The sequence below is a fragment of the Castellaniella daejeonensis genome (genome assembly GCF_039523555.1).
Taxonomy (GTDB): domain Bacteria; phylum Pseudomonadota; class Gammaproteobacteria; order Burkholderiales; family Burkholderiaceae_B; genus Castellaniella; species Castellaniella daejeonensis.
In genome coordinates, this window is sequence record NZ_BAAAFN010000004.1 from 176,773 (window position 1) to 200,442 (window position 23,670).

Sequence of the window (23,670 nt, forward strand, 5' to 3'; positions counted from 1 at the left end):
AAAGGAAGGCGACCATGGCACTTACTATTGGCGAGACCACCCAGCAACTCCACCGCGCGCTGCGCGATTACATCGAGGCCACGTACCATGTTAGCCATCCGACGCTTGTCGATCAGCGTAGTGCGCTCCTTGATCAGATCGGTGTCATCCACCAGCGCCCGTACTTGGAGAGCACGCCACGCTATAAGCCGGGAAAAAAGTTCGCAGAACTCGACCTTCCGGCTGCGGCGCTCGACATCTTTACGTCGGTCTCGGCGCCTCAGGGCGATCTCGGGCTGTTGATCCACGACCCGCCCTACCAGCACCAAGCACTCTCGACACAGCTTTCACTTGTCGAAGGGCGTAGCCTCGTGGTGATGACCGGCACCGGCTCGGGAAAGACCGAGTGCTTCCTCTTGCCGATCCTCGGCAAACTCGCCATCGAAGCCAAGGCCAAGGGTAATGAGTTCGGCGAGACTACCGCCGTGCGCGCGATGGTGCTCTACCCGATGAACGCACTAGTCAACGATCAACTCGGACGCCTCCGGCTGCTGCTGGGCGATCCGCGCATCGTCCAGCGCTTCGTCGGCTGGTCCGGGCGCCCCGCCCGCTTCGCGCGCTACACCAGTCGCACGCTGTACCCCGGGGTTCGTGATAAGGACAAAGACCAAGACCGCCTGAAGCCGATCGGGAAGTACTACGTGAAGGCTCTTGAGGTCGCTTCGGGCCCTCCGTCTCCGGAGCAAGCAGCGGCCGCCCGCCTCGTGGACGAGTTGAAGAAACGCGGCAAGTGGCCAGCGAAGCCCGACCTCGCGGCATGGTATGGCACTGGTCGCTGGCTCGATAAGAATGGCGACTTCAAGCGCTGCGTTACGCTCCCGGAGGACCCCGAACTCGTCACCCGTCACGAGGTCCACGCGGCACCACCCGACGTCCTCGTCACGAACTACTCGATGCTCGAGTACATGCTGATGCGCCCGCTTGAGCGGCCCATCTTCGACCGCACGCGCGAGTGGTTGCAGAAGAATCCCGAAGAGCGCTTCCTCCTCGTCATCGACGAGGCTCACCTGTATCGCGGCGCGCAGGGCGCCGAGGTGGCGCTGCTTATCCGACGCCTGCGGACGCGCCTCGGCATACCCCCGGAACGCCTGCAGGTCATCTGCACGAGTGCCAGCTTCAAGGACGCGGACTACGCCGTCGAGTTCGGCGCGCAACTCTCGGGCAAGGACCCTATCGAATTTCGGGAGGTCCAGGGGGACCTCCTAGAACGCCCCGGTGCGGCGAAGGGGACGGCCGCCGACGCAGCCGCGCTGAACGCATTCGATCTCAACGACTTCTACGAGGCGGCCAGCGAGGCAGACCGTCTCAAGGTGATTGAGGGCTTCCTCAAGTACCGGAAGGTCACGGCGCCGTGGGAACTGCAGCCCTCGCTCTACAAGGCGCTTGAGTCATTTGGCCCGATGTCGAGCCTCGTCAACTCGACGATGAAGGAGGCCCAGCCCGTCGACGAGTTGGGCGCCAAGCTGTTCGAGGCGGACGTCCCTGCCGAAGTCGCTGCGCGGGCAGTCACGAATCTTATCGCGCTCGGCAGCGTGGCGCGGAGGGAGCCGACGGAGCCTGGTCTACTGCCGTGTCGAGTCCACTCCTTCTACCGTGGACTCGCGGGCCTGTGGGTCTGCATGGACCCGAACTGCACGAGCATCCCCGCCGCCCAGCGTGGCGGCCCCGCGGGCAAGCTCTACAGCCAGCCGCGCGACACGTGCGAGTGCGGCGCGCGCGTGTTGGAACTCTTCACGTGTAGGAACTGCGGCACGGCTCACGCGCGCGCGTACACCAACGACGTCAACAACCCGGATTTCCTGTGGGCGGAGCCAGGCGGCGCATTCCGGACGCTCGCCGGGTTTGTCGACGAGATCGCTCCGCTCGACCTCCTCCTCGAGAAGCCTGTCTTCAATGACTTGGCGGAGCCCGCTGAGTACGATCTGATCACTGGCCGGCTGAACCCGCAGAAGCTCGGAACACGGAATAGAACAGTCTACATCCGGGCGGGGCGGGCCCAGCCCGTGACGGACGATGAGCCGCAGGACGCGAACCCGGGCGAGTTCCGGCCGTGCGCCGTATGCGGAGGGCGCGCGGCGTTTGGGCGCACGTCCGTCCAGGATCACCAGACGAAGGGCGACCAGCCGTTCCAGGCGCTCATCGCGAAGCAAATCCAGGTGCAGCCCCCGAGCCCGGTGCCCGCGACCCGCCTCGCGCCGCTGCGTGGGCGCAAGGTCCTCATCTTCTCCGACTCGCGACAGACGGCGGCGCGCCTCGCGCCGAACCTGCAGACCTACTCGACGCAGGACGCGATCCGTCCCCTCATCGTCGCGGGCTACCAGCGGCTGTCGAGTACGGCCGCGATTGCTCCGTATCTCTCGCTCGACGACCTGTACTTCGGCGTGCTCATCGCAGCGAAGGAGTTGGGCGTAAGGCTCCGGCCAGAGCTAAAGGCGGGCGAGAGCTTCCAGGACGAACTCGACGTGGACGCCGCCATCAAGAGCGGGGCGCTGACGAACCCTGCGGCGCTGATGCCGCTCTGGGGCAAGTTGCGCGCATCGCGACCGCCGGAGTCGTTGCTGCGCGCGATAGTGAACTCGCTGGGCGACCGATACTACGGTCTCGAGGCGCTCGCGATCGCGTCGCTCCGGGAGCGCGGCGACCACACGACATGGGTAGAGGCGCTGCCGGACATCCCTGGCTTCGCGACCACGCCAGAGCAGAAGCTGGCAACCGCGCGCTCATGGATACGGTGCTGGGGCCGCGCCGGCCTGTGGATGAGCCAGATGCCGCCCGCGTGGCGCAACTCGAGCCGACAGTACCAGGCGCGCTCGGGCAAGTTCGACGAGATGGATCGGTTCATCGCGGACAAGCCCGCGCGAACGTTCTTCAATAAGGAGTGGCTACCCAAGCTGCTTCAGCGCTTCGGAGAACTGGTCGCGCCGAACAAGTTTTACCTGAAGGGCAGCGAACTCTCGCTCTACGTCGGCGGTCCATGGGCGTACTGTCAGTCGTGCAAGACGGCGCAGCGCCCGTTCCCCGGACGCACGACCTGCGTGAATTGCGGCCAGCCCACCGCGATGGTGATCGATCCGAACACCGACAAGGTCTTCGTCGCGCGTAAGGGCTACTACCGCGCGAGCACCATCGATGCCCTGAGGGTTCCGCCGTCGCCGCCGATGGCGCTCATCGCCGCGGAGCACACCGCGCAGCTCAACGCCGCGCAGGCGGACGAAGTCTTCTCGAAGGCGGAAGAGCACGAACTGCTCTTCCAAGATGTGGATCTCGGCGACGACGGGACGGGGCACGACCGGCCCGCCATCGACGTGCTGTCCTGCACGACGACGATGGAGGTCGGTATTGACATCGGATCGCTCTCCGGCGTCTCACTGCGGAACATGCCGCCCGCGCGTGCGAACTACCAGCAGCGCGCAGGTCGCGCAGGTCGCCGAGGGAACGCCGTCGCGACCGTCACCGCCTTTGGCAGCGCAGACAGCCATGACGAGCACTACTTCTCGAACCCCGACCAGATGATTCGTGGCGACGTCGACGATCCGCTCCTCACGCTCGACAACAGCGAGATCATCCGACGGCACGTTACCGCCTACCTGCTGCAACGCTACCATCAGGACAAACTCCCGACTATCAAGCCGGAGGAGCAACCGCACCTCTTCGCGGTGCTGGGCACCGTGGCCGAATTTAAGAAGTCTGCGAAGGTACTCAACCGTTGGGACCTGAAGAAGTGGCTCGAGGCAAACCAGGAGAGCCTGCGCGCTGAGGTCGATGCTTGGCTCCCGCAGCAGTTATCGGCTGCAGAACGGAAGCGCCTCCTCGACGAACTTGTGCCAAAGACGATGCAGCCGATTGACGCTGCGATCGAGTTCGAGCCTCCGGCAAGCGCGGCAGCCTCTGCGCCGGCAGCCGCAGGGGACGCGTCTACGGCTGTGAGCGCAGACACCGTGCTCGAGGCGCCTGATGAGGCGGGCGAGGAGAAGCCGGGGCGTGACCCAGCCTCCGAAAACCTGCTTGACCGGCTTCTTTACCGGGGTGTTCTCCCTCGCTACGCGTTCCCGACCGACGTCGCTACCTTCCACGTGTTCGACCCCGTCAACTCAACGATGTATCGGCCCGCCTTTCAGTTCACCCCTTCACAGGGCCTCACCATCGCACTCTCGCAGTACGCGCCCGGCAAGGAGGTCTGGATCGGCAACAAGCTCTGGACCTCCGAGGCGATCTACTCGCCGATGCGCGATGATCGATACCGCGCCTGGCTGGGACGGCGGCTCTACTACGAGTGCAGCGTGTGCCACTACGCGAAAACCACGACCTTCGAGGATGGCTCGCGTGGCGAGACCAAGGACTGCGAGGCGTGCGGTGGCGTGGGTACCTTTGGCCCTGCCACACAGTGGCTCCGCCCGCCTGGCTTCGCGCACCCTGTGGGTAAGCCGGAGGGCACCTCGCCCGACGACATGCCCGCAAAGAGCTATGCAACCCGCGCGAAGTTGACGGCGCCGACCCCCGCGGACGCCTCGAAGTGGAAGCAATTGAACGAGCGCCTCCGGGTCCACCACATGCGACAGCACCTGCTCGTAACGAACCGAGGTCCGCGGGAGGAGGGCTACACGTACTGCACCAAGTGCGGGCTTATCGAGCCGACTGCGAATCCGAAGAGCACCGTCGCGGCGGCGCACCGCAAGCCGTATCCGGACATCAAGGAGCCGATGTGCCCCGGAGGAGGCGCGACGAAGGGCTTGGTCCTCGGTACAGACTTCATCACCGACGTCTTGCTCGTCGCGATCCGCGTCGACGCGCCTATCACGCTCGTGCCCGGCGTGCTCGCGACCGACGTCGCGCTACGCACGATCTGCGAGGCGGTGACCAAGGCAGCGTGCGCGCGGCTTGAGTTGGAGGCGAATGAACTTCAGGCCGAGTACCGCCCAGCGCTCACGCCAGAGGGCCGCGCGGGGCTTGAGTCGGAGATCTACATCTACGACACACTGCCCGGCGGCGCCGGTTTCGCGAAGCGCGTTGGGGATATCGGGCTCCCGATCTTCGAGGACGCGCTTAAGCTTCTTGAGGTGTGCCCGGACAACTGTGACCGTTCTTGCTACCGCTGCCTTCGCAGCTATAGGAACAAGTTCGAGCACGATCTCCTCGACCGCCATCTCGGGGCGAGTTTGTTGCGGTTTATCCTCAATAACTCGGCCCCGACGCTGAGCCCGAATCGCGTTACGCACTCGACCAACCTCCTGTTCGAGGACCTTGATCGTCAGGACATCGAAGGGCTCACACTCGAGCGCTACAAGAAGATCTCGGTCGCGGGCCTCGGCGACGTCATTGCGCCTATCTTCGTGACGAACGCGAGCGGCGCGCAATTCGCCATTGGGTTGCATGGTCCGCTGACGCCGAACGAACCGACGGACACTGACCTCAAGGACATTATGGAGTACGCGACTTCGCTGACCGTCCACCTCGAGGATGAATTAGTCGTGCGGCGCAACCTGCCGTTCGCGACGAAAAAGCTCATCGAAAAGCTCGGCTGAGGAGTCCCGGTGAGCACGAACGAGAAGACGCATTGGCGCGTCGTCACACCGGCAACGTGGCCCGCACCACCGGCCGTGATGAGCGTGTCGACGTACGCGGAGATCGAAGAGTGCCCACGGCGCTGGGCGCTCAGCTCTGCTGAGTATCCGGAGCTTTGGGGCGGGCGAGGCTACCCGCCGAAGCTCCAAGTCGCTGCGCTGGCTGGTAGCGTCGTCCACTTGGCGCTCGAGATCATCATGAAGCAGCTTATGCGAGCGGGCGTGCCTTCGCTGAGCGACCCGAGCGCGCCGCAGGTGCTGCGGGAACTCGGCGGATACACGCGCGTCGTGGAGGAGTGCGTCGCGCGCATCCTCAAGCGTTACATCGACAACCCGCGAGCAAGCGCGTTGATGGAGCATGCACAGCGGGCCCTGCGCGGCCAAGTGCCGACGCTTCGAGTGCGCGTACAGTCGATACTGAGCCGACTTCGGTTGCCGAATAGTGCTCCTCCAGCACCTGCCGCGTCAGCGCCAAAGTCGGGCGGACCACCGCCACGGCTCCCGCTCGTGAACGGGATCTACCCCGAGGTGGAGGTCCATGCGAAGAGCATCGGGTGGAAGGGGAAGATCGATCTTCTTGTTCTCGGCGACGACGCGTGCCAGATCACCGACTTCAAGACCGGCGCGACTGACGAGGCGCACAAGTTTCAGGTCCGGACGTACGCCGTGATGTGGCGGCTCGACGACGAACTGAACCCGTCGGGGCGCGTAGTGGATCGGCTCGTGCTCGCGTACGAGAACCAGGATGTCGACGTCGCGCCGCCGATCACATCGGAGATTGATGAAATCAGTCGTGAACTCCGCGCGCGCCGACAGGCAGCGGAGGCCGCGTTGGCCGCACGCCCGCCCTCGGCACGCCCGAACACCGAGTCGTGTCGCTACTGCGGTGTACGCCAACTCTGCGACACATATTGGGCCAGCGCCACGCAGGTGGTCTCGGATGACGGACGCTACGGCGATATCGAGTTGAAGATCACCGGGCGTCACGGCCCGACGAGTTGGGACGCTGTAGTCGTACGTGCGCGTGATCTCCCGGCGAAGATGCCAGCGTTGCTGAGGGTCCAACAGCCCGGCGAGTTCAAGAAGGGCGCCCGGGTGCGCGTACTCGACGGCGCGCTTGCCCATGACTCAGAAGACGATGCTGCCCCCGCCATCGTCACGCTTGGTGTGCTCAGCGAGGCGTACTACGAACCGCTTGGCGATCGAAAATGAACTTCTGGGGTGTTGACTGAACGGGGAGGATAACGGTTGGCTCAGGAAATCCAGATCATCGATCCGAACAATTTCACGCCCTGCTGTTGGCCCGGTTGTTGGTAGAGCGGGGAGCCTCCGATAGTTCTCGGGGAAAGCTCGCATTTCCCCAGGAGGAGCCATGAATCAACAGACACAGCCATCACCAAGAGAGCATCACTTTTACGTTGCGATTGCCAAGTTTCTTTTTCACCATCCGAAGCACGGCATTGTGTCCGTGCGGGACCCGATCAAGGTCAAGGACGCAGAGCGGTACGGGATCAGCCCCCTCATACTCTATGGATTGACCGTTGCCGGGTTGCCCATTCGGTGGATGACCTTTACCCCGGTCAATCAGCCCAAGGCCTTCCGGGATGTTCTTCTGGATGCTTGGCATAACGCCAAGGGCTTGCGTGGCCCCCTTGAACCCGGCGCGCGTGAGTTTGGGCAATAGCCCACTATGGTCGATATGGGCATGGGTCAGGAGCACGAAATCAATCGACGCCGGGTCGAACGGGAATGGCTCATGGTTGCGCGCCGCCGCCGTGCGGCCGCCCTGAACCATGCCGCAATCCACCAGGAAGCGTACGTTGAGCGCTTCCACCAAGAAGCACGACCCGGTGACTTCGCGCGCAGCGCCCAGAAAATGCAGTTTCATGGGATGCTCACTCCGGTTTTTTCTTTGGTATCGGGCAAGTGCTCAGGCCAAGCAGACGGTAGCCCGGACAGCGGCCAGCCAGGCCGGTGATGAGGGGCATGATTCCGATGAGTCCCAGCCAACGCCAGGATGAATCCAGCCACAGCGGGAGGCTGAGCAGAACCAGTCCGACGACGATGCGGACAATGCGGTCGAGACTTCCAACGTTGATTTGCATGACGGTCTCCTTGTGTTGAGTCAACGGCTTGAAAACGCGACGGGGGCGGCAGCGCCCCGCAGCGGATGGGTTGCGGTCGATGCCGTCGTGGATACGTCCCAGCCGCCACCAAGGGCCTTGTACAGCGCCACCAGTTGCACGGCGGCGTTGGTATGCGCGCGTGCGGCTGCGGTTTCGGCCTCGTGCAGGCTGCGCTGGGCAGCCAGCAGTTCGACCAGCGCAATGTCGCCTGCCGCATAGCGCGCCTTGGCGTGGCCGTAGCTGGTGCGCGCGGCATCCAGTGCCATACCGCGGCGCTCCAGTGTGTCCAGCCCGCCGTGGTAGTCGCCCAGCGCGCGCTCGGCGTCGCCCAGCGCCGTCAGCACCGCCTGCTCATAGGCCAGCGCGGCCTGCCGCTCGGCCGCTTCGCGTGCCCGAATTTCGGCTCGCACACGGCCACCGTCGAACAGGCGCCAGGAAATCAGCGGCAGGATGGAAAAACGCGAGCTGGATGCATCGAACCAATCGCCCGTGCTGAGCGCTTGGAACCCGCCGCCGATACCGATGGAGAGTTTGGGGAACAGTTCGGCCGTGGCCACGCCGATGTCGGCGGAACTCGCTGCCAGGCGACGTTCCGCAGCCAGCACGTCCGGGCGCCGGCGCAGCATCTCTGCGCGCTCGCCCACCGGCAGCGCCCGCAGCGTGCTCCGCGTCAAGGGGCCATCCAGCAGTGCCAGCTCCCGCTCCGGCGGCACGCCCAGCAGCACGCCCAGGCTGAGTATCGCGGCGCGCTGACGCACCTGGATATCCGGGATGAGCGCGTTGACTGCTGTCCATTGGGCGTACGCCGCCTCCACGTCGGCGGCCGACGCGTCGCCCAGCGCATGCCGCAGGCGCACCAATTCCAAGGTGTGCTGCAGCGTATCCAGTGTGGCCTGTTGTGCGTGCAACTCGTAGCGGGCGCCGACGGCGGTGAACCAGGTGCGCGCGACCTCGGCCACGATGCGCATGCGTACTCCCTGTGCCTCGGCTTCGGTCGCCTGCAGGCGAGCGCTGGCGCCCTCCAGGGCGCGCCGCCTGGCCCCGAACAAGTCGGCCTCCCAGGCCGCGTCGAAGCCCGCGTCGTAGATGGTCTGCGTGGCGTCAAGACCGGGGATGGAGCCTACGGGCAGGGGTCCGTTCTCGCTTTGACGGCGCCGGTTGACGCTCGCGCCAGCGGCGGCGGTGGGCAATGCCTCGCCGGCCACACGATCGCGCAGGGCGCGTGCCTCATCGATGCGTGCCGCAGCCTGGCGCAGATCCAGGTTCTGTGCCAGCGCCGTGGCCATCAGGCGATCGAGGATGGGATCGTCCAGTGCAGACCACCATTGGCTCAAGTCTGCGGACTGGGATTCGCTTGCCAACGGCAAGCTCCAGCCGCTGCCGACGTCGACCGGCGGCGGCTCGCGGTAGTCGGGGCCCACGCTTGCGCAGGCGGTCAGCAGCACGCAGGACAAGGCCAGCGCGAGCGGACGCGCGCGCCCAGGGGTCAGGCCGCTGACGGTTGCGCGAAGAAAGGAAGTGCGGGGCTTGGATTTCATTGCAGGCGTCCTCGGACGAATACGGTGGCCATCGTCAGCGTGGCCAGGGCGATGACCGCCAGCGGCCACAGGCTGGCGAGAATGTCGCCGGGCGGCATGGCCTTGAGAAAGCTGCCTTCGACGATGATGAGGAAGTGGGTCAGCGGAATGGCCTGGGCCAGCCATTGCAGGACGACGGGCATGTTTTCCACAGGCGTCGCAAAGCCTGACATCAGAACCGCCGGCACGCCGATGGCGAACGCCCCCAGGATGGCCTGCTGCTGCGTCATGCTGACCGCGGAAATCATCAGACCGATGCCGACCACCGACAGGATGAACAGCACCAGACTGGCGAGCAGGAGCGCAAACGAGCCCGTAAACGGGATGCCGAACAGGAATACGCCCGCGCTGATCATGAACAGGCCCAGCGCGGTGCCAATTGCGAGTGCCGGCAGTGACTTGGAAATGATGATCTCGGGCGTCGAGGTGGGCGATACCAGCAACTGGTCGAAGGTGCCGAGTTCACGTTCGCGCGCGATCGACAGCGAGGTGATGAGCAGCGCGCTGAACAGCGCCAGGATGCCCGTCAGGCCGGGCACGATGAACCAGCGGTAGACCAGATTCGGGTTGAACCAGTGGCGCACGACCACGGGCGTCGGTGCCTGGGCGTCGGGCACGACCTCGGCGCCGACATCGGCGGCGATGGTGGACAGATAGGCCACGGTGATCTGCCCCGAGTTGCTGCGCCGACCATCGACCAGTACCTGGGCGCGGCCACTTTCGCCGGCAGCGATGGAGCGCGAGAAATCCACCGGAATGGCGAGCGCGGCGATCACCTCGCCACGGTCGATCAGCTCGTGCAGCTGCTGCTGGCTGTCGACATGCCGGACGTGGGTGATGAAGCGGGCGCTGTCCAGGCGCTGTACCAGCTCGTGCGACCAGCGGCCCGCGTCCTGGTCGTAGACGGCGATGTCGACGTTGCGCACTTCCAGCGTCGCGGCAAAGGCGAACACCAGCAACTGCAGGATCGGCGGCACGAACACCACCATACGGCTGCGCGGGTCGCGCAGGACGCTGAGCACTTCCTTGATGAACTGGGCGCGCAGGCGGGTGAACGAGAATGCGGAAGTCAACATCGCTTCACTCCAGGTTCTTGCGCGTGGCGCGCTTGGCGATCACGAAGAAAAGCGCCCCGATCGCCGCCATGGCCGCCAGGTTGGGCAGGAACACGGCCCAGATGTCGCCGGCCAGGAACACCGTCTTCAGTGAATCGACGAAGTAACGCGCCGGAACCAGCCGGGTGATGGCCCGGATTGGCGCGGGCATCGCGTCGATCTCATACAGAAAGCCCGACAGCATGAAAGCCGGCAGAAAACCCGTGAACAGCGCGATCTGCGCGGCCAGGAACTGGTTGCGTGCCAAGGAGGAAATCAGCAGACCCTGACCCAGCGCCGGCACCATGAACACCGCCGACAAGAGCAACAGGGACAGCAAGGAGCCGCGCATCGGGACGCCGAACACGAACACCGCCAGCGCCGATGCGCCCAGCGTGGACAGCATGCCGAGCGCGAAGTACGGCAGCAGCTTGCCGATCAGGATTTCGGCCACCGAGGCCGGCGTGGACAGCACTGCCTCCATGGTGCCGCGCTCCCATTCACGCGCCACCACCAGTGCAGTCAGCATGGTGCCGATGATGGTCATGACGATGGCGATGGCGCCGGGAATCAGTGCGCGTCGGCTTTCCAGTTCGGGGTTGAACCAGTAGCGCGGCTCCAGCATGATGGACTGCGCTGGTGCTCCGACGTCCAGTCCGTCACGCCAGGACTGGACCACGCCACGGGCGTAGTTCTCGACGTAGTTGGCGGTATTGGGGTAGGAGCCATCGGTGACGATCTGCACCAGCGGCTCGCTGCCACGGAGGGCCAGACGCTGCTCGAAATCCTGCGGGATCACCACGTAGCCGCGCAGGTCGCCTGAGACCAGTTGGTCGGCCACTTCGCGCCGGTCATGGGCGAAGTGCGTATTCAGGAAGCGAGTGCCCGAAAACGCTGCGGCCAGCGACTGTGCCGATGCGCTGGGCGACTCCAGGACCACGCCGACACGGACATCCTTCGCATCCAGCGACACCGCATAGGCGAACAGCAGCAGCAACACCACCGGCAGCACGAACGCGATCAGCAGCGTCGAGGGGTCGCGCAGCGCCTGGTAGCTTTCCTTGGTCACCAGGGCGATCAAGCGCCGTAGATCAAAACGGCGCAAGTCGGTCTGCAGGGAGTCACTTCCGTCTTTGTGCATTGTGGCGCCGTTCATGTGGCGGCCTCCAGCTCGCGGTCTGACGACTCCACCAGGTGGATGAAGGCGTCCTCCATCGTCGGGTCGGGCCGTTCGGGGCTGACCGCCGAACGTTTGAGCGCGTCGGGCGTATCCAGCGCGATCAGTTGCGCACGCGAGAGCATGGCCACGCGGTCGCAGTATTCGGCCTCGTCCATGAAGTGGGTGGTGACCATGATGGTCACGCCCTTGCGGGCCAGTCCGTTGATGTGGGTCCAGAATTCGCGCCGGGTGATCGGGTCCACGCCCGAAGTGGGCTCATCCAGGAACAGCACGGGCGGCCGGTGCATCAGCGAACAGGCCAAGGCTAGGCGCTGCTTATGTCCCAGCGGCAGGGAATCGGGCGTGGCGGACAGCCAGTCGCCCAGATCGAAGGTTTCGATCATCTCGGCGATGCGCTCGCGCCGGGTGTTGCCTTCCAATCCGTAGACGCCGGCCGAGAATTCCAGGTTCTGCTGCACCGAGAGGAGGCCGTAGAGCGAAAACTTCTGCGCCATGTAGCCGAGCCGGCTCTTGGCTGCGCCGGTGGCGCGGCGCAGATCATGGCCCACCACATGCGCTTCGCCAGCAGTGGGTTTCAACAGGCCGCACAACATCTTGAAGGTGGTGGACTTGCCGGCGCCGTTGGGGCCCAGCAGGCCGAAGATTTCGCCCTTTTGCACCTCGAAGCTGACGTTGTCGGTGGCGGTGAACTCGCCGAAGCGCTTGGTGAGGTTTCGACACGACACGGCAATGTCGGAACCCAGCTCAACCGGCGGCAGACGCTCGGCCAGCATCGAAGTGCCGCCGGGGCCACCACCGAGCAGATCGATGAAGGCGTCTTCGAAGCGCGCGGGCACCTGCGCCAGCTCCACTCGCGCCTGATCGGACAGGGCCTGGAGCTGCTCCGCTTGAGCGCCCTCGCGCAACACCACGCGCACGCCGGCGCCCTGGATCACGCCATCGCTCACGGTGGGCAGGTCGAGTGCCTGGGTCAGGACCGCTCGTCGCTCGGCACCGACGTCTTCCAGACGGAAACTGCGGCCTTCGAGCTGCGCGGTCAGCTCCTGCGGCGGGCCATCGAACAGGAGCTGCCCTTGGTTCAGCAGCAGCACGCTCTCGCAGCGCTCGGCTTCGTCGAGATAGGCGGTGGACCAGACCACGGCCATGCCTTCATCGGTCAGCGCCTGCACCATGCGCCACAAGTCCTGGCGGCTGACCGGGTCGACACCCACGCCCGGCTCGTCCAGCAGCAGCACCTTCGGCCGCGCCATGAGCGCACAGGCAAGGCCCAGCTTCTGCTTCATGCCGCCGGAGAGCTTGCCGGCCAGGCGTTTGGTGAAGGGTCCGAGCCGCGTGAAGTCCAGCAACTCGGCAAACAGATCGGCGTTGCGGTCCGCATCCATGCCGCGCAACTGCGCATACAGGCGCATGTTCTCCATCACCGACAGGTCTTCGTACAGTCCAAAGCGTTGCGGCATGTAGCCGCTGGCGACGTGAATGGCGTCGTTGTCCTTGACCACGTCATAGCCTGCCAAGGTGACGTGGCCGGCGTTCGGCACCAGGAGGCCGGTCAGAATCCGCATCAGCGTCGTCTTGCCAGCGCCGTCGGGGCCGACCAGACCCGTCAGCCGCCCATAGTGGATGCGCGCGCTCAAGCCCCGCAGCGCCTTTACGTCGCCGAAATGCTTGTCCACGCCCTCGATGACGACGGCAGCGTCTTCGCCCGCACCCGCAGACACGGCGGCGATGGCAGGGCTTGCCTGCATTTCAACGCTCCCCCGCCGGGATACTGGTGCCGGCTTTCGCATCGACCTCGATCGTCACCGGCATGCCCTGGCGCAAGGCACTGTCGCTGTCGGCTTCGTCGATGACGATGCGCAGGCGGTAGACCAGATCCGTGCGCAAATCCGTCGTCTCCACCGTCTTGGGGGTGAACTCGGCGCGCGGCGAGATGAAGCCGATCTGGCCGCGATAGACCTTCTCTGATGAATCGCTTTTGACGCGCACCACAGTACCGGGCGCGATGCGCCCCAAGTCCGACTCGCCCACGTAGGCGCGCACGTAAACCGGCTTGTCCAGGCTCAGGCTGTAGACCGCGCTCTGGCTTGCGACCATGCTGCCGGGCTCCCGCACTCGTGCGATGACGGTGCCGCTACTGGGCGCCATCAACTCGGTGTCCGCCAAGGCTGTCGTGGCTTGCGCTGCGGCAGCCTGTGCGGCCGCAAGGCGAGCTTCTGCCGCGGCGATGTCTTCCTTGCGAAAACCTTCGGATGCTTGCGACAGGGCCGCCTTGGCCGCTTCGACGCCAGCGGCTGCCTGGTCGCGCGCCGTGCGGGCTGCATCGACCGTGCGCTGGCTGCTGGCGCCCGATGCCAGCAGGCCACTCTGGCGCTGGAAATTGCGCTCGGTCTCGGTGGCGAGCGCCTGGGCCTGCCTGAGGGCTTCGCGCGCCTGGGTGATTTCCTGCGGTCGCAGGCCGCGGCGCAGCTTGGCCAGTTCCGCCTGCGCCACCTGCACCTGGGCCTGTGCTGCCGCAAGTGCTTCCCGATAGGGTTGCGCGTCAAGCGCCGCCAGGCGCGCGCCCGCGCTGACGGCATCGCCCTCATCGAAAGCCATTTGCATCACGCGCCCGGGCTGACGGAAGGCCAGTTGCACCTCGCGGATGTCGACGTTGCCGTAGAGGCGCAATGCATCTTGTTGTCCATGGTCGCGCGACAGCCAGAACGCCAGTGCGCCGCCAAGAGCGAGCACGACGACGGCGATCACGACCCAACGGGTTTTTCTGGAAAGGAGGTTTGGAGTTTTCATCGATGGGTTTCCGCTGGATAAAGGTGCTCAGTGCTCGCGTGCGACCGGCGCATTCGCCGCTGACCGGCGCCAGGCTATGGCCGCTATGCCAGCCCACACCAACGTGCGCAGCGTCATGGCGACCACCGTGCGCTGCTCCCAGGCGCCACCCAGAGCCACATGCACTCCGAAAGCCAGGAACACGAGTGCGGTCGCTACCGTGATGACAATCGCCAACCACGCGGCCCAGCGCCGGCGCATCCACAAGCCGACGCCGGCGACGATGTAGGCGAACCCGGCCAGAAAATTGAACCAGAGCACGAAAGGCACATAGTCGCCGGCGGCTTGGCGCGCCGCGCCGTCGACAAACAGGACTGCGCCGCCTTCCCAGATGGTCATCAGGCCAAAACCGATCGCAATCAAGGAGACCACGCGCATCCAGATCGAGCGTCCGCTGTGTGCCGTCATGTTTGTTGCTCTTGATTTGTGGAAGGGTTTGGAGGTCGCAGTCGCGCTTGCGGAGAAGACAGGTGTTTCATGTGTTGCTTTCGATGCCACGGCGATAGATGGCAAACACGGCTGGTGCCTCACGGCCGATGCGACTGACCGTGCCCGCCAACAGCGACTGCATGACAAGTCCCTGGATCGTGCCGATGAACAACACGGCGGCGGCATCCACATCCAGTCCCGCATCCAGTTCGCCCTGCGCCTTGCCGGCTTCGAGCAGGCGATGCAACCGCTCGCCGTAGTGATGAATCAAGGTCTGCACCATTCGCTTGGGCAGGGTCTCTCCAGGTCGCTGCAATTCGCCGAAGAGCATCCTCGGCACACCCGGGTGCTCGGACACGAAGTCGATATGCGTCATGAAGACCGCCTCAAGGGCTGCGACCGGAGACGTAGTGCCTTCTGCTGCCTTGTCCACCCGAGCCAGCAGGCGTTCCGTGACCCAGGACATCACCGCCTGCAGGATGGCGTCCTTGGTCGGGAAGTGACGAAACAGCGCCCCCTGGGTAAGCCCCATACGCTGTGCGATGGCTGTGGTCGTGATGTCGCTGGGGTTCTGCTCGGCGGCCAAGTCGACCACCGCCTCGACTGTGGCCGCGCGCCGCTCATCGGCCGGTAGATGCTTGGAGTGTCCACTCATTGCTTGCGCCTTCGAAAGTGAGTAATCTATTACTATCTTACCACTGCGCAGCCAGACCGCAAGAGGAGAAGCGCGAAAAAGAGGTCTCGATGAACAGCAGAACTGCTATCTCAGACGGCTGCCAACGGTCGATTTCTGGCGGGCGCATACGTCGCCCTCCGCACCTCATTGGCGGAAGGGCGCCGGCACATCGCAAGCCTGGCGGGGCGTAAGTGGACGGGATGTGGATGGAGATGCTGGCGCCCGAGAGGCCGAACCAGAAGAAGACGAACAGGAGGTGGCCTTGGATTTCAGATTGCTGCGCTACTTCGTCGCAGTTGCGGAAGAACTGCATCTGGCCCGGGCAGCCGAGCGTCTGGGCATTGAGCAATCGCCTGTGTCGCGTGCGATGCGCGACCTGGAAAGCCAGCTTGGCGTGCAGTTGTTCGACCGCAGCACACGCCTGACGCGGCTGACCTGGGCCGGCCAGGTGTTCCTCGGCGAATGCCGGCGCGTGCAGGCCACCGTGGAGCAGGCAGTCAAGAGCGCCAAGGCGGCGGCACAGGGCTACCAAGGCAATCTACGCATCGCGATCTGCGACAGCCTGGCGCAGCCCCGCATCGCCACCTTGCTGGCACGCAGCCGCGAGGATGAGCCCGAGCTGGAGATTCGCGTCTTCGAGTTGCCGTTCGCGCAGCAGCTCAAGATGCTGCACGACGATCTGCTGGACATCGGCTTTGCCTTGTCAAACGCGGTACATGATGGCCTCGTCGCCGAGCCGGTGTGGACCGATCAGCTGTCGGTGATCGTGCCCGCACGCCACCCCTTGCTGGCGCACGTGCAGGTGCCGCTGGCCGAAGCCCTGAAGTTCCCGCTGGTTCTGTGCCATCCCGAATCGGGATCGGGCTGCCGCCATCAGATTCAAGCGTTGCTGCAGGACGCAGGCACGCCCCTCAAGCTGGTCGATGAAGTGACCAGCCTGGGTGTGATGCTGACCTTGGTCGGTGCCGGCTACGGCATCGGCTTCGCCATCGCCTCGCAGGTGCAGACGCTACAGCGCCCGGACATCTCCATTCGTCCCCTGGCCGGCACCCCACCGGTGCTCTATACCTACCTGCTGCGCCGCCAGGGCGAACCCTCGGAGCCCATGAAGCGGTTCATCGAGCGGGCGAAAGGCGGGCGGGACCGCGCCTGTCGATGATGAGTCAATCCTTTGAGGACGCAGCTCACCTGTCCGTTGCGGCCTGTGGCGTGATGTGCCAGTGGACAGATAGACTTCGGTATGAAATCCGATGCTCTGGCTGTTAGTGGATGTGCTTGGCTCGCTTTGGATCACCCGCAACGGCCTGCGTTGACCAGGCCGAAGACTTGAGTCCACAATCGAGTCCATTCCGTGACGCTTGGATCGGAAAAGACGTTCGTAATAAACGAGTTAGCGACCGGGTGCTGTTCCCTTCACCCGCTCCACTTCAACAATCCGGGGATTTCCAGGGAAATCCATGGAGTGTTGCAAGTCATGGCCCGGCAGGCCAAATCCACCGGCAAGCCATACGCACTGGCCGACTCCGACGGCCTCTATCTCTGCGTTTCCGCCATCGGCACCAAGGCTTGGCTCTTCCGCTATTCGTGGTTTGACAAGCGTGAGCGCATCACCCTCAGCAACTATCCGGCGCTTTCCCTGAAGGACGCCCCTTGCGCTTCGCGATGAAGCCCGCTCGCTGCTCGCCAAGGGCGTCAATCCCCACAGCGAACGCGCGCTTTTAGCGTTGCCGTGCGCGAGGCACGGATCGCGCAGGGGCTGGGGTGCTCGGCCGCGGCACTGATGGCCGCGACCGAGGCGCAACTGTCCGAGGAAGGGAACGATACCGAATAGCCATGCCGTCATGGCGGTGAGGCGTCCACAACGTTCTTGTAGGTCAAGGCCGTGACTTGCCAGGTGTTCATTGCCGCCTCGCATTTGACACGCGGTCCTTTTCGTAACATCATTTGTTTCATGAAAAGAGACAGCCGCCTGTCGTCTGTCCTGCATGCGCTGCTGCACATGGCCGAGCAGGATGGACCCGTTACCTCAGAAACCTTGGCGCAGTGCCTGGGGACCAACCCGGTCGTCGTTCGACGCACGATGGGATACCTGCGGCAAGCGGGGATCGTCACCTCCGATCGAGGCCACTCAGGAGGATGGCGTATCCACGTCGACCTTGGCAGCGTCACCCTGCGTCAGCTGCATGAAGCCCTGGGCGAGCCGGCAACGTTTGCCATCGGCAACCGTAACGAGACACCGGAGTGTCTGGTCGAGCAGACGGTCAATGCGGCACTCCAAGGCACGTTCGCCGAAGCCGAGGCGTTGCTGCTCAAGCGGTTCTCGGAAATCACACTTGCCGACCTGGCCACTGACTTCGCACGTCGGCATGCGGTTTCACGACACTCAAGGAATCAATCATGAATCACGACGTGATCGTCGTCGGCGGAAGCTACTCAGGAATGGCCGCGACCCTGCAACTGGTGCGCGCACGCAGGTCCGTGCTGGTGATTGATGCGGGCCAGCGGCGCAACCGCTTCGCCAGCCATTCACACGGATTTCTCGGTCAGGATGGCATGCCGCCAGGTGAAATCGCTGCAAACGCACGCCGCCAGCTTCAAGCCTATCCAACGCTGACCTGGCTTGAAGATCGGGTGGAAACTGTCGCCGGGCAGACGGATGAATTCACCGTCACGACGGCTGATGGCGATTCGCACCTGGGGCGACGCATTCTGTTGGCTACGGGGGTGACCGACCAGCTTCCAGCCATCGACGGGCTCGCGCAGCGCTGGGGGAAGACGGTTTTTCACTGCCCGTACTGCCATGGCTATGAACTTGGACAAGGCCGCATTGGCATCGTCGGTGTCAGTCCGATGTCCATCCATCAGGCTGAACTGCTCACTGATTGGGGGAGTGTCACCTTGCTCGTCAACGGTGCACTGGAACTCAGTCAGGAGACCAGATCCAATTTGGAACGCCGAGGCGTGGTCATCGAAGAGGCTCGCATCGACAGGATCGAGGGGCATGCCGACGTGACGATGATTGATGGACGGCGATTGAGCTTTGCGGGCCTGTTTGTTGCAACGCGAACCGCTCCCTCCAGCACTTTGGCCGGGACAATCGGCTGTGCACTGGAAGAAACGCCCATGGGCATCCAGATCCGCACGGATGCCGAGAGCAAGACCTCGGTGCCTGGGGTCTTTGTCTGCGGCGACGCCGCACGGGCACCGCATTCGGTGTCGCTGGCCGTGGGCAACGGTGCCATGACCGGCGCCCAGATTCACCGATCACTGCTTTGGCCCGAGACCATCGAGCCAGCGCAAGCGGAAGGCCGCGCTCGATGACGTCGTTCTCCGACCCGACGGCTGTATCGGGTTATGCGGAAAGACCCGCGAGGATCGTACCGGGCCTTCCCGGGCGACCGGCGCGAGAGCAAGACCTGGCTGACCGAGGACACAGGCGTCATCGACAGCCGGGACATGCTGATGGGTGCCGCGCCGTATTTCAGGCTGGACACGGCGCAGGCCGAGGCGATCTGGGGCGAAGTGGCCCAGGCCGTGGCGGGCTGGCGTGCATTGGCCCGGGGATTGGGCCTGCGCGGCACTGACCTGCAGGATTTCGAGCCGGCCTTTGCCCAAGAGGGCGGGGCTGGTACATAATCTGGCCTGATTCCGTAGCGCCAACGGAATGAACCCTTTATCAATCAACAATTCGGGTTCGGCGTGATGTTCCCGTCACCCGCTCCACTTCAGCCCGTCCCCGCCCCGATGCCGGGACGACGCGCATGCAAGGCAATCTTTTCGAAGAACCCCTTTCCCTGCCCACGGACCCGCCGGCGGCCGTAGCGGTATCCCGTGCGGATGCGGCGCCCGCCACCCGCCGTGGTGCGGCCAGGGTGCGTCCCGCGCCGGCAGGCGAGGATTGGCGCGTGCTGGCGCAGCGGCTGCCCGCGCCGTTGCGTTTCGGGGTCTCCACCTGGTCCTACCCGGGCTGGGACAAGCTGGTCTGGGACGGGGAGTATGCCCCGGGGGTTCTGTCCCGTCATGGCCTGGAGGCCTACCACCGGCATCCGCTGCTGCGCACGGTGTGCGTGGACCGGTCCTTCTGGCGCCCGCTGACGGCGGGCCAGTATGCCGCTCATGCGGCCCAGGTCGACGACGATTTCCGCTTCGTCGTGAAATGCCCGGCCAGCGTCACCGATGCGCAGGTCCGCGGCGACGAGGGCAAGGCGCTCAGGCCGAACCCGGACTTCCTCGATCCCCTCCTGGCCGTCGAGCGCTTCGTCCAGCCCGCGCTCGCGGGCCTGGGCGCCAGGCTTGGCGTGCTGGTCTTCCAGCTGAGTCCCCTGCTGTTGGGCTGGCTAGGCCGCCCAACGGCGCTGCTGGACGGGCTGGGCCGGATGCTGGCGGCCGTCCGGCAGGCCCTGCCGGCGCATGCCCCCGTGATCGTTGCCGTGGAAGTCCGGGACCCCGAATGCCTGGGCCAGGCGCTGGTGGACACGCTCGGGGCGCATGGCGCCACGTTCTGCCTGGGCCTGCACGGCAGGATGCCGCCGATCGAAGAGCAACTGCCCATGCTGCGCGCGCTGTGGCCGGGGCCGCTGGTCTGCCGCTGGACCCTGAATCGCATCTTCGGGCCGCATGGCTATGCCGATGCGCAGAAGAAGCACGGGCCGTTCGATGCGATCGTGAGTGAAGACCTGCACACGCGCGCCGTGTTGGCACGCACCATTCGCGGCATCGCGGGCGCGGGCCAGCCGGCCTACGTGATCGTCAGCAACGACGCCGAGGGCTGCGCGCCGCTGTCCATCCAGAAGCTCGCGCTGGCGGTCGATGCCGGGCCGCAGGACGAAAGCCGCGCATAGCGGCCGGCCCGGCGGGAAGTGCGTGCGCGGGAAAGGCTCAGGCAGGTGTCTGCGCCAGCCAGTCGCGCGGCGACATCCCGACCTTTGCGGCGAATGCCCGCGACAGCGCGGATGGGTTGGCATAGCCAAGCTCTTCGGCCAGCCGCTTGATGGGATGACCTCCGCGCAGCCGGCCCTGCGCAAGCGCGATGCGCCAGTCGGCCAGGTAGTCGGCCGGCGTCTGGCCGATGACTTCCTTGAACGTGTTGGCGAACGCCGTGCGGGACATGCCGGCGCAATCGGCCATGCGCTCCAGTGTCCACGATTCGCCGGGGGCGTCGTGCATGGCGACCAGGGCGCGAGCCAGGCGCGGATCCGACAGCCCGGTGATCAGGCCGGGGTGTACGCCGGCTTCCTGAGGATGATCCAGCAGCCAGCGCAGCAGCTGCAGCACCACCACTTCGAACAGGCGGTCGGCCAGCAGGCGCTGCCCGCAGCGCACGCGATCGGTCTCGGCGAACAGCAGGTCCAGCGCCGCGTGCAGGCCCGGCACGCGGGCCAGCGGCACCGTGATCAGCGCAGGCAGGGCGCGCACCAGGGGGTGGCGCATGCCGCCGTCGAAGATCAGCCGCGCGCAGGTGAAGTTCGGGCCCTCGGCGGGCGGGTTGTGGAACCGGTGGGTCAGCGGGCGCGTGTAGAACAGCAGGGTCGGTTCGTCGAAGTGCAATGACCGGGGCACGTCTCGCGCGTCGGGGTGGCTGACCTGCAGGCAGCCGCGGCGCAGGACGTGCAGGTAGCCGTGGCCTTCGCGCGCATCGAAGACGGTGAGTCCGCACAGCGCGCCCGAATGGTGCAGCTGGGCCTGGACGCGGAAGCGTTCCAGCAGGCCCGAGAGGCGATCGATGGGAGGATTGGTCTGCATTTGAACGAAATGGTGTTTTTTGTGTACTGATTGATCCCAATAGTACAGGCAAACCCTCCATACTGCCCATACCCAATCGTTTCAGGCAGATGTTTTCAAGGAGATCGCCATGCCTCGCGTCAATATCGAGACTCAATCCGTTCCCGCCGCCAGCCAGGCTTTGCTGGCCCAGATCCAGCAGGCGTTCGGCGCCACGCCCAATATGTTCAAGGCGGTGGCCAATTCGCCCGCCGCCCTGCAGAGCATGTGGGCCGCGTTCGGCGCCCTGGGCAAGGGCACGCTGGGAGCCCGGCTGGGAGAGCAGATCGCCGTGGCGATCGCCAACCGCAACCGCTGCGAATACTGCCTGGCCGCGCATACCGTGCTGGGCCAGAATGCCGGTGCGTCCGCTGCGGAGATGGCCGCGGCTCAGGCCGGGCAGTCCGCCGACCCGCGGACCGCCGCGGCGCTGGCTTTCGCGCTGAAGGTGGTCGAACAGCGTGCGCAGATTGGCGATGCGGATGTCGCCAGTCTGCGCGAGGCCGGCTTCAGTGATGGGCAGATCGTGGAGATCATGGCCCATGTGGCCCTGAATCTCTTCACCAACTACATCAATGTGGCGCTGGACGTGCCGGTCGATTTCCCCAGGGTTGCCCTGCGCTGAGCCGTGGGGGCGTGCCGCGGGATTCGCGGCACGGGACCGCCCGGGGGCGGCCCTACCCCCCGAATCCGAGGCCGATCGCCAGGCCGCCGGCGACCACGCCCAGCACGATCACGCCCAGGGCCAGGACGGCCAGTTCCGAGCGTCGGAACGACCGGCTCACCATGGCCAGCGACGGCAGGCTGACCGGCGGCAGGGTCACGAGCAGCGCAGCCGCCGGCCCCACCCCCACGCCCAGCGCCAGCAGGGCCTGGACGATGGGCACTTCGCCGGCGGTCGGAATGACGAACAGAGTGCCCACGAGGGCGGCGCCCACGATCCACACCAGGCTGTTGTCGATGCTGAAGTCCAGCACGGGAAACAGCCAGGCGCGGGCCGCGCCCAGCAGCAGCACGAGCACCAGGTATTCCGGCAGCAGCCGCAGCGCCATGCCGGCGAAGGCCCGCGCCCAGCGCCGCAGGACCTGGCCCGGCAGGAAGAACGCGGGATCGGTGTCGGCTTCGGTTGCGCCGGTGTCGCCGGTGGGCGTGCAGTCCGTCTTGTGCATGCGGTTCAGTGCCCAGCCAACGCCCAGCACCATGACCAGGCCCAGCGCAAGACGCAGTCCGGCCCAGTGCCAGCCCAGGACGAAACCCATGAAGACCAGGGTGGCCGGATTGAGCATCGTGTTGCCCAGCCAGTAGGCGGCGGTGCCGCCCGGGGCGGCGCGGCAGTGGCGCAGCCCGTTGATCACGGGGGCGGCGCAGCAGGTGCACATCATGCTGGGAATGGACAGCAGCCCCCCGGTCACCACGCCGCCGGCATCCCGTCGGCCCAGCCAGCGTTCGATCCAGCGCGGCGGCAGCAACACCTGGATGGCGGAACCCAGCAGCAGCCCCAGCAGCAGGGCCTTCCAGATGGCCAGCCCGTAGACTTTCGCGTAGTCGAGCGCGGCATGCAGCGAGGGCGCGGGCGGGGCGTCCTGCCCGCCCGTCAGGATCGAGGCGCCGATGGAATGCGTCTGGGCGGCCACGAAGGCGCGGTCGTAGTAGGGGGCCCATTTGACGTAGAACAGGCCGGCCAGGGCGATCAGCGCCACCAGGGCGATACCCCAGGCGGGGTGGCGGGCGGGGCGGGAAGGGCTCAACGCGGCCTCCGTGAAGAAAGACGGCGGGCGGGCGATGCGGACAGGCGAATCATGGGGATGGTCGAATGGCGTGAAGCCGAAATCATAAACCCGTGGCAGCCCCTGGTGCACGGCCCGATGCGCGGCACGGCCCGGTCCGGATGGTGTATTCCCGGATCCGCTTCTACAATCTTCAAACTGCAATTATCCAAGCCCAGCCCTTTCGTTTCCCGGAGCATTCCATGAGCCTGTCCCCCTTCCATCTGGCCATCCCTGTGTACGACCTGCCTGCCGCCCGCCGCTTCTACGGCGAGGTCTTCGGCCTGGAAGAAGGCCGGTCCAGCGCGCAGTGGGTGGATTTCAACTTCTACGGCCACCAGCTCGTGATCCACGAGCATCCCCGGACGGCATCCCAGGAAAACGCCCACACCAATCCGGTGGACGGACACGACGTGCCGGTGCCGCATTTCGGCATCGTCCTGGAATGGGATCAATGGGAAGCCCTGGCGGAACGCCTGAAGTCCTTCGGTACGAAGTTCGTCATCGAGCCCTATGTGCGCTTCAAGGGCCAGGTGGGCGAGCAGGCGACCATGTTCCTGCTCGATCCCTGCGGCAATGCCCTGGAATTCAAGGCGTTCAAGGATCTGGGCCAACTGTTCGCCAAGTAAGGCCCGG

20 protein-coding genes and 1 pseudogene are annotated in these 23,670 nt (G+C 65.4%); 10 read left to right on the plus strand and 11 right to left on the minus strand.

The window, feature by feature from the left end; genetic code table 11:
• The first annotated feature begins 14 nt into the window (after positions 1–14).
• Both ABD022_RS01075 and ABD022_RS01080 read left to right on the plus strand, forming a co-directional pair.
• Positions 15–5,561, plus strand: coding sequence for a DEAD/DEAH box helicase (locus ABD022_RS01075; RefSeq protein ID WP_209210491.1), 5,547 nt, complete (start codon positions 15–17; stop codon positions 5,559–5,561).
• 9 nt (positions 5,562–5,570) lie between these two features.
• Positions 5,571–6,812 (plus strand): PD-(D/E)XK nuclease family protein, encoded by a 1,242-nt coding sequence (locus tag ABD022_RS01080; RefSeq protein ID WP_209210493.1) that lies wholly within the window; start codon positions 5,571–5,573, stop codon positions 6,810–6,812.
• A 385-nt stretch (positions 6,813–7,197) separates the two neighbouring features.
• Here the strand turns inward: ABD022_RS01080 and ABD022_RS01085 are convergent.
• The 9 genes and pseudogenes from ABD022_RS01085 to ABD022_RS01125 form a co-directional block, all read right to left on the minus strand.
• Positions 7,198–7,488, minus strand: a pseudogene (locus ABD022_RS01085) (MBL fold metallo-hydrolase); the annotation flags it as partial.
• A gap of 7 nt (positions 7,489–7,495) precedes the next feature.
• Positions 7,496–7,705, minus strand: a complete 210-nt coding sequence (locus ABD022_RS01090) for a YgaP family membrane protein (protein ID WP_343819621.1) — start codon at positions 7,703–7,705, stop codon at positions 7,496–7,498.
• A gap of 20 nt (positions 7,706–7,725) precedes the next feature.
• Positions 7,726–9,264: an efflux transporter outer membrane subunit gene (locus ABD022_RS01095; protein WP_343819622.1), complete on the minus strand. Its 1,539-nt coding sequence runs from the start codon at positions 9,262–9,264 to the stop codon at positions 7,726–7,728.
• Positions 9,261–10,379 (minus strand): ABC transporter permease, encoded by a 1,119-nt coding sequence (locus ABD022_RS01100; protein ID WP_017244799.1) that lies wholly within the window; start codon positions 10,377–10,379, stop codon positions 9,261–9,263. Before ABD022_RS01100 ends, ABD022_RS01095 begins: the two co-directional genes overlap by 4 nt.
• A gap of 4 nt (positions 10,380–10,383) precedes the next feature.
• Complete coding sequence (locus tag ABD022_RS01105; RefSeq protein ID WP_161613377.1) at positions 10,384–11,553, minus strand: ABC transporter permease; 1,170 nt, start codon at positions 11,551–11,553, stop codon at positions 10,384–10,386.
• Positions 11,550–13,322 (minus strand): ATP-binding cassette domain-containing protein, encoded by a 1,773-nt coding sequence (locus tag ABD022_RS01110; RefSeq protein WP_343819624.1) that lies wholly within the window; start codon positions 13,320–13,322, stop codon positions 11,550–11,552. Before ABD022_RS01110 ends, ABD022_RS01105 begins: the two co-directional genes overlap by 4 nt.
• A 1-nt stretch (position 13,323) precedes the next feature.
• Complete coding sequence (hlyD, locus tag ABD022_RS01115) at positions 13,324–14,364, minus strand: secretion protein HlyD (RefSeq protein ID WP_343819625.1); 1,041 nt, start codon at positions 14,362–14,364, stop codon at positions 13,324–13,326.
• Positions 14,365–14,391: 27 nt separating this feature from the next.
• Entirely contained in the window at positions 14,392–14,811 is a 420-nt protein-coding gene (locus ABD022_RS01120) for a hypothetical protein (RefSeq protein WP_343819626.1), read from the minus strand.
• 67 nt (positions 14,812–14,878) lie between these two features.
• Entirely contained in the window at positions 14,879–15,487 is a 609-nt protein-coding gene (locus ABD022_RS01125; RefSeq protein ID WP_017244794.1) for a TetR/AcrR family transcriptional regulator, read from the minus strand.
• 283 nt (positions 15,488–15,770) lie between these two features.
• Here ABD022_RS01125 and ABD022_RS01130 point away from each other — a divergent pair, with 283 nt between their 5' ends.
• From ABD022_RS01130 to ABD022_RS01155, 6 genes are all read left to right on the plus strand, one after another.
• Positions 15,771–16,667, plus strand: coding sequence for a LysR family transcriptional regulator (locus tag ABD022_RS01130; protein WP_065086167.1), 897 nt, complete (start codon positions 15,771–15,773; stop codon positions 16,665–16,667).
• A gap of 315 nt (positions 16,668–16,982) precedes the next feature.
• Positions 16,983–17,174 carry an Arm DNA-binding domain-containing protein gene (locus ABD022_RS01135; RefSeq protein WP_343819627.1) on the plus strand — a complete coding sequence of 64 codons (192 nt, stop codon included), beginning with the start codon at positions 16,983–16,985 and terminating at the stop codon, positions 17,172–17,174.
• A gap of 285 nt (positions 17,175–17,459) precedes the next feature.
• Positions 17,460–17,909: an Rrf2 family transcriptional regulator gene (locus ABD022_RS01140; protein WP_343819628.1), complete on the plus strand. Its 450-nt coding sequence runs from the start codon at positions 17,460–17,462 to the stop codon at positions 17,907–17,909.
• Positions 17,906–18,829 (plus strand): NAD(P)/FAD-dependent oxidoreductase, encoded by a 924-nt coding sequence (locus ABD022_RS01145; protein ID WP_343819630.1) that lies wholly within the window; start codon positions 17,906–17,908, stop codon positions 18,827–18,829. Before ABD022_RS01140 ends, ABD022_RS01145 begins: the two co-directional genes overlap by 4 nt.
• A 33-nt stretch (positions 18,830–18,862) precedes the next feature.
• Positions 18,863–19,144: a hypothetical protein gene (locus ABD022_RS01150; RefSeq protein WP_325123939.1), complete on the plus strand. Its 282-nt coding sequence runs from the start codon at positions 18,863–18,865 to the stop codon at positions 19,142–19,144.
• 125 nt (positions 19,145–19,269) lie between these two features.
• Positions 19,270–20,349 carry a DUF72 domain-containing protein gene (locus ABD022_RS01155; protein ID WP_343819639.1) on the plus strand — a complete coding sequence of 360 codons (1,080 nt, stop codon included), beginning with the start codon at positions 19,270–19,272 and terminating at the stop codon, positions 20,347–20,349.
• 37 nt (positions 20,350–20,386) lie between these two features.
• On the opposite strand, the gene ABD022_RS01160 is transcribed toward ABD022_RS01155, so the two are convergent.
• On the minus strand, positions 20,387–21,250 hold the full coding sequence (locus ABD022_RS01160) for an AraC family transcriptional regulator (RefSeq protein WP_343819641.1): 864 nt from the start codon (positions 21,248–21,250) through the stop codon (positions 20,387–20,389).
• Between the two features lie 109 nt (positions 21,251–21,359).
• Between ABD022_RS01160 and ABD022_RS01165 the strand changes: the two genes are divergently transcribed.
• Positions 21,360–21,893 carry a carboxymuconolactone decarboxylase family protein gene (locus ABD022_RS01165; protein ID WP_325123942.1) on the plus strand — a complete coding sequence of 178 codons (534 nt, stop codon included), beginning with the start codon at positions 21,360–21,362 and terminating at the stop codon, positions 21,891–21,893.
• A 52-nt stretch (positions 21,894–21,945) separates the two neighbouring features.
• Here the strand turns inward: ABD022_RS01165 and ABD022_RS01170 are convergent, their stop codons facing one another.
• Positions 21,946–23,016 carry a permease gene (locus ABD022_RS01170; RefSeq protein ID WP_343819643.1) on the minus strand — a complete coding sequence of 357 codons (1,071 nt, stop codon included), beginning with the start codon at positions 23,014–23,016 and terminating at the stop codon, positions 21,946–21,948.
• Positions 23,017–23,237: 221 nt separating this feature from the next.
• Between ABD022_RS01170 and ABD022_RS01175 the strand changes: the two genes are divergently transcribed.
• Positions 23,238–23,663: a VOC family protein gene (locus ABD022_RS01175; protein ID WP_325123944.1), complete on the plus strand. Its 426-nt coding sequence runs from the start codon at positions 23,238–23,240 to the stop codon at positions 23,661–23,663.
• Positions 23,664–23,670: the final 7 nt, after the last annotated feature.

Bases quoted from the DNA above. Each gene is read 5' to 3' on its own strand.
- ABD022_RS01120 (WP_343819626.1), bottom strand. From the start codon at position 14,811: ATGACGGCACACAGCGGACGCTCGATCTGGATGCGCGTGGTCTCCTTG.
- ABD022_RS01165 (WP_325123942.1), top strand. From the start codon at position 21,360: ATGCCTCGCGTCAATATCGAGACTCAATCCGTTCCCGCCGCCAGCCAG.
- ABD022_RS01175 (WP_325123944.1), top strand. From the start codon at position 23,238: ATGAGCCTGTCCCCCTTCCATCTGGCCATCCCTGTGTACGACCTGCCT.
- ABD022_RS01075 (WP_209210491.1), top strand. From the start codon at position 15: ATGGCACTTACTATTGGCGAGACCACCCAGCAACTCCACCGCGCGCTG.
- ABD022_RS01155 (WP_343819639.1), top strand. From the start codon at position 19,270: ATGCAAGGCAATCTTTTCGAAGAACCCCTTTCCCTGCCCACGGACCCG.
- ABD022_RS01125 (WP_017244794.1), bottom strand. From the start codon at position 15,487: ATGAGTGGACACTCCAAGCATCTACCGGCCGATGAGCGGCGCGCGGCC.
- ABD022_RS01095 (WP_343819622.1), bottom strand. From the start codon at position 9,264: ATGAAATCCAAGCCCCGCACTTCCTTTCTTCGCGCAACCGTCAGCGGC.
- hlyD (WP_343819625.1), bottom strand. From the start codon at position 14,364: ATGAAAACTCCAAACCTCCTTTCCAGAAAAACCCGTTGGGTCGTGATC.
- ABD022_RS01150 (WP_325123939.1), top strand. From the start codon at position 18,863: ATGCGGAAAGACCCGCGAGGATCGTACCGGGCCTTCCCGGGCGACCGG.
- ABD022_RS01105 (WP_161613377.1), bottom strand. From the start codon at position 11,553: ATGAACGGCGCCACAATGCACAAAGACGGAAGTGACTCCCTGCAGACC.
- ABD022_RS01135 (WP_343819627.1), top strand. From the start codon at position 16,983: ATGGCCCGGCAGGCCAAATCCACCGGCAAGCCATACGCACTGGCCGAC.
- ABD022_RS01145 (WP_343819630.1), top strand. From the start codon at position 17,906: ATGAATCACGACGTGATCGTCGTCGGCGGAAGCTACTCAGGAATGGCC.
- ABD022_RS01100 (WP_017244799.1), bottom strand. From the start codon at position 10,379: ATGTTGACTTCCGCATTCTCGTTCACCCGCCTGCGCGCCCAGTTCATC.
- ABD022_RS01110 (WP_343819624.1), bottom strand. From the start codon at position 13,322: ATGCAGGCAAGCCCTGCCATCGCCGCCGTGTCTGCGGGTGCGGGCGAA.
- ABD022_RS01140 (WP_343819628.1), top strand. From the start codon at position 17,460: ATGAAAAGAGACAGCCGCCTGTCGTCTGTCCTGCATGCGCTGCTGCAC.
- ABD022_RS01090 (WP_343819621.1), bottom strand. From the start codon at position 7,705: ATGCAAATCAACGTTGGAAGTCTCGACCGCATTGTCCGCATCGTCGTC.
- ABD022_RS01160 (WP_343819641.1), bottom strand. From the start codon at position 21,250: ATGCAGACCAATCCTCCCATCGATCGCCTCTCGGGCCTGCTGGAACGC.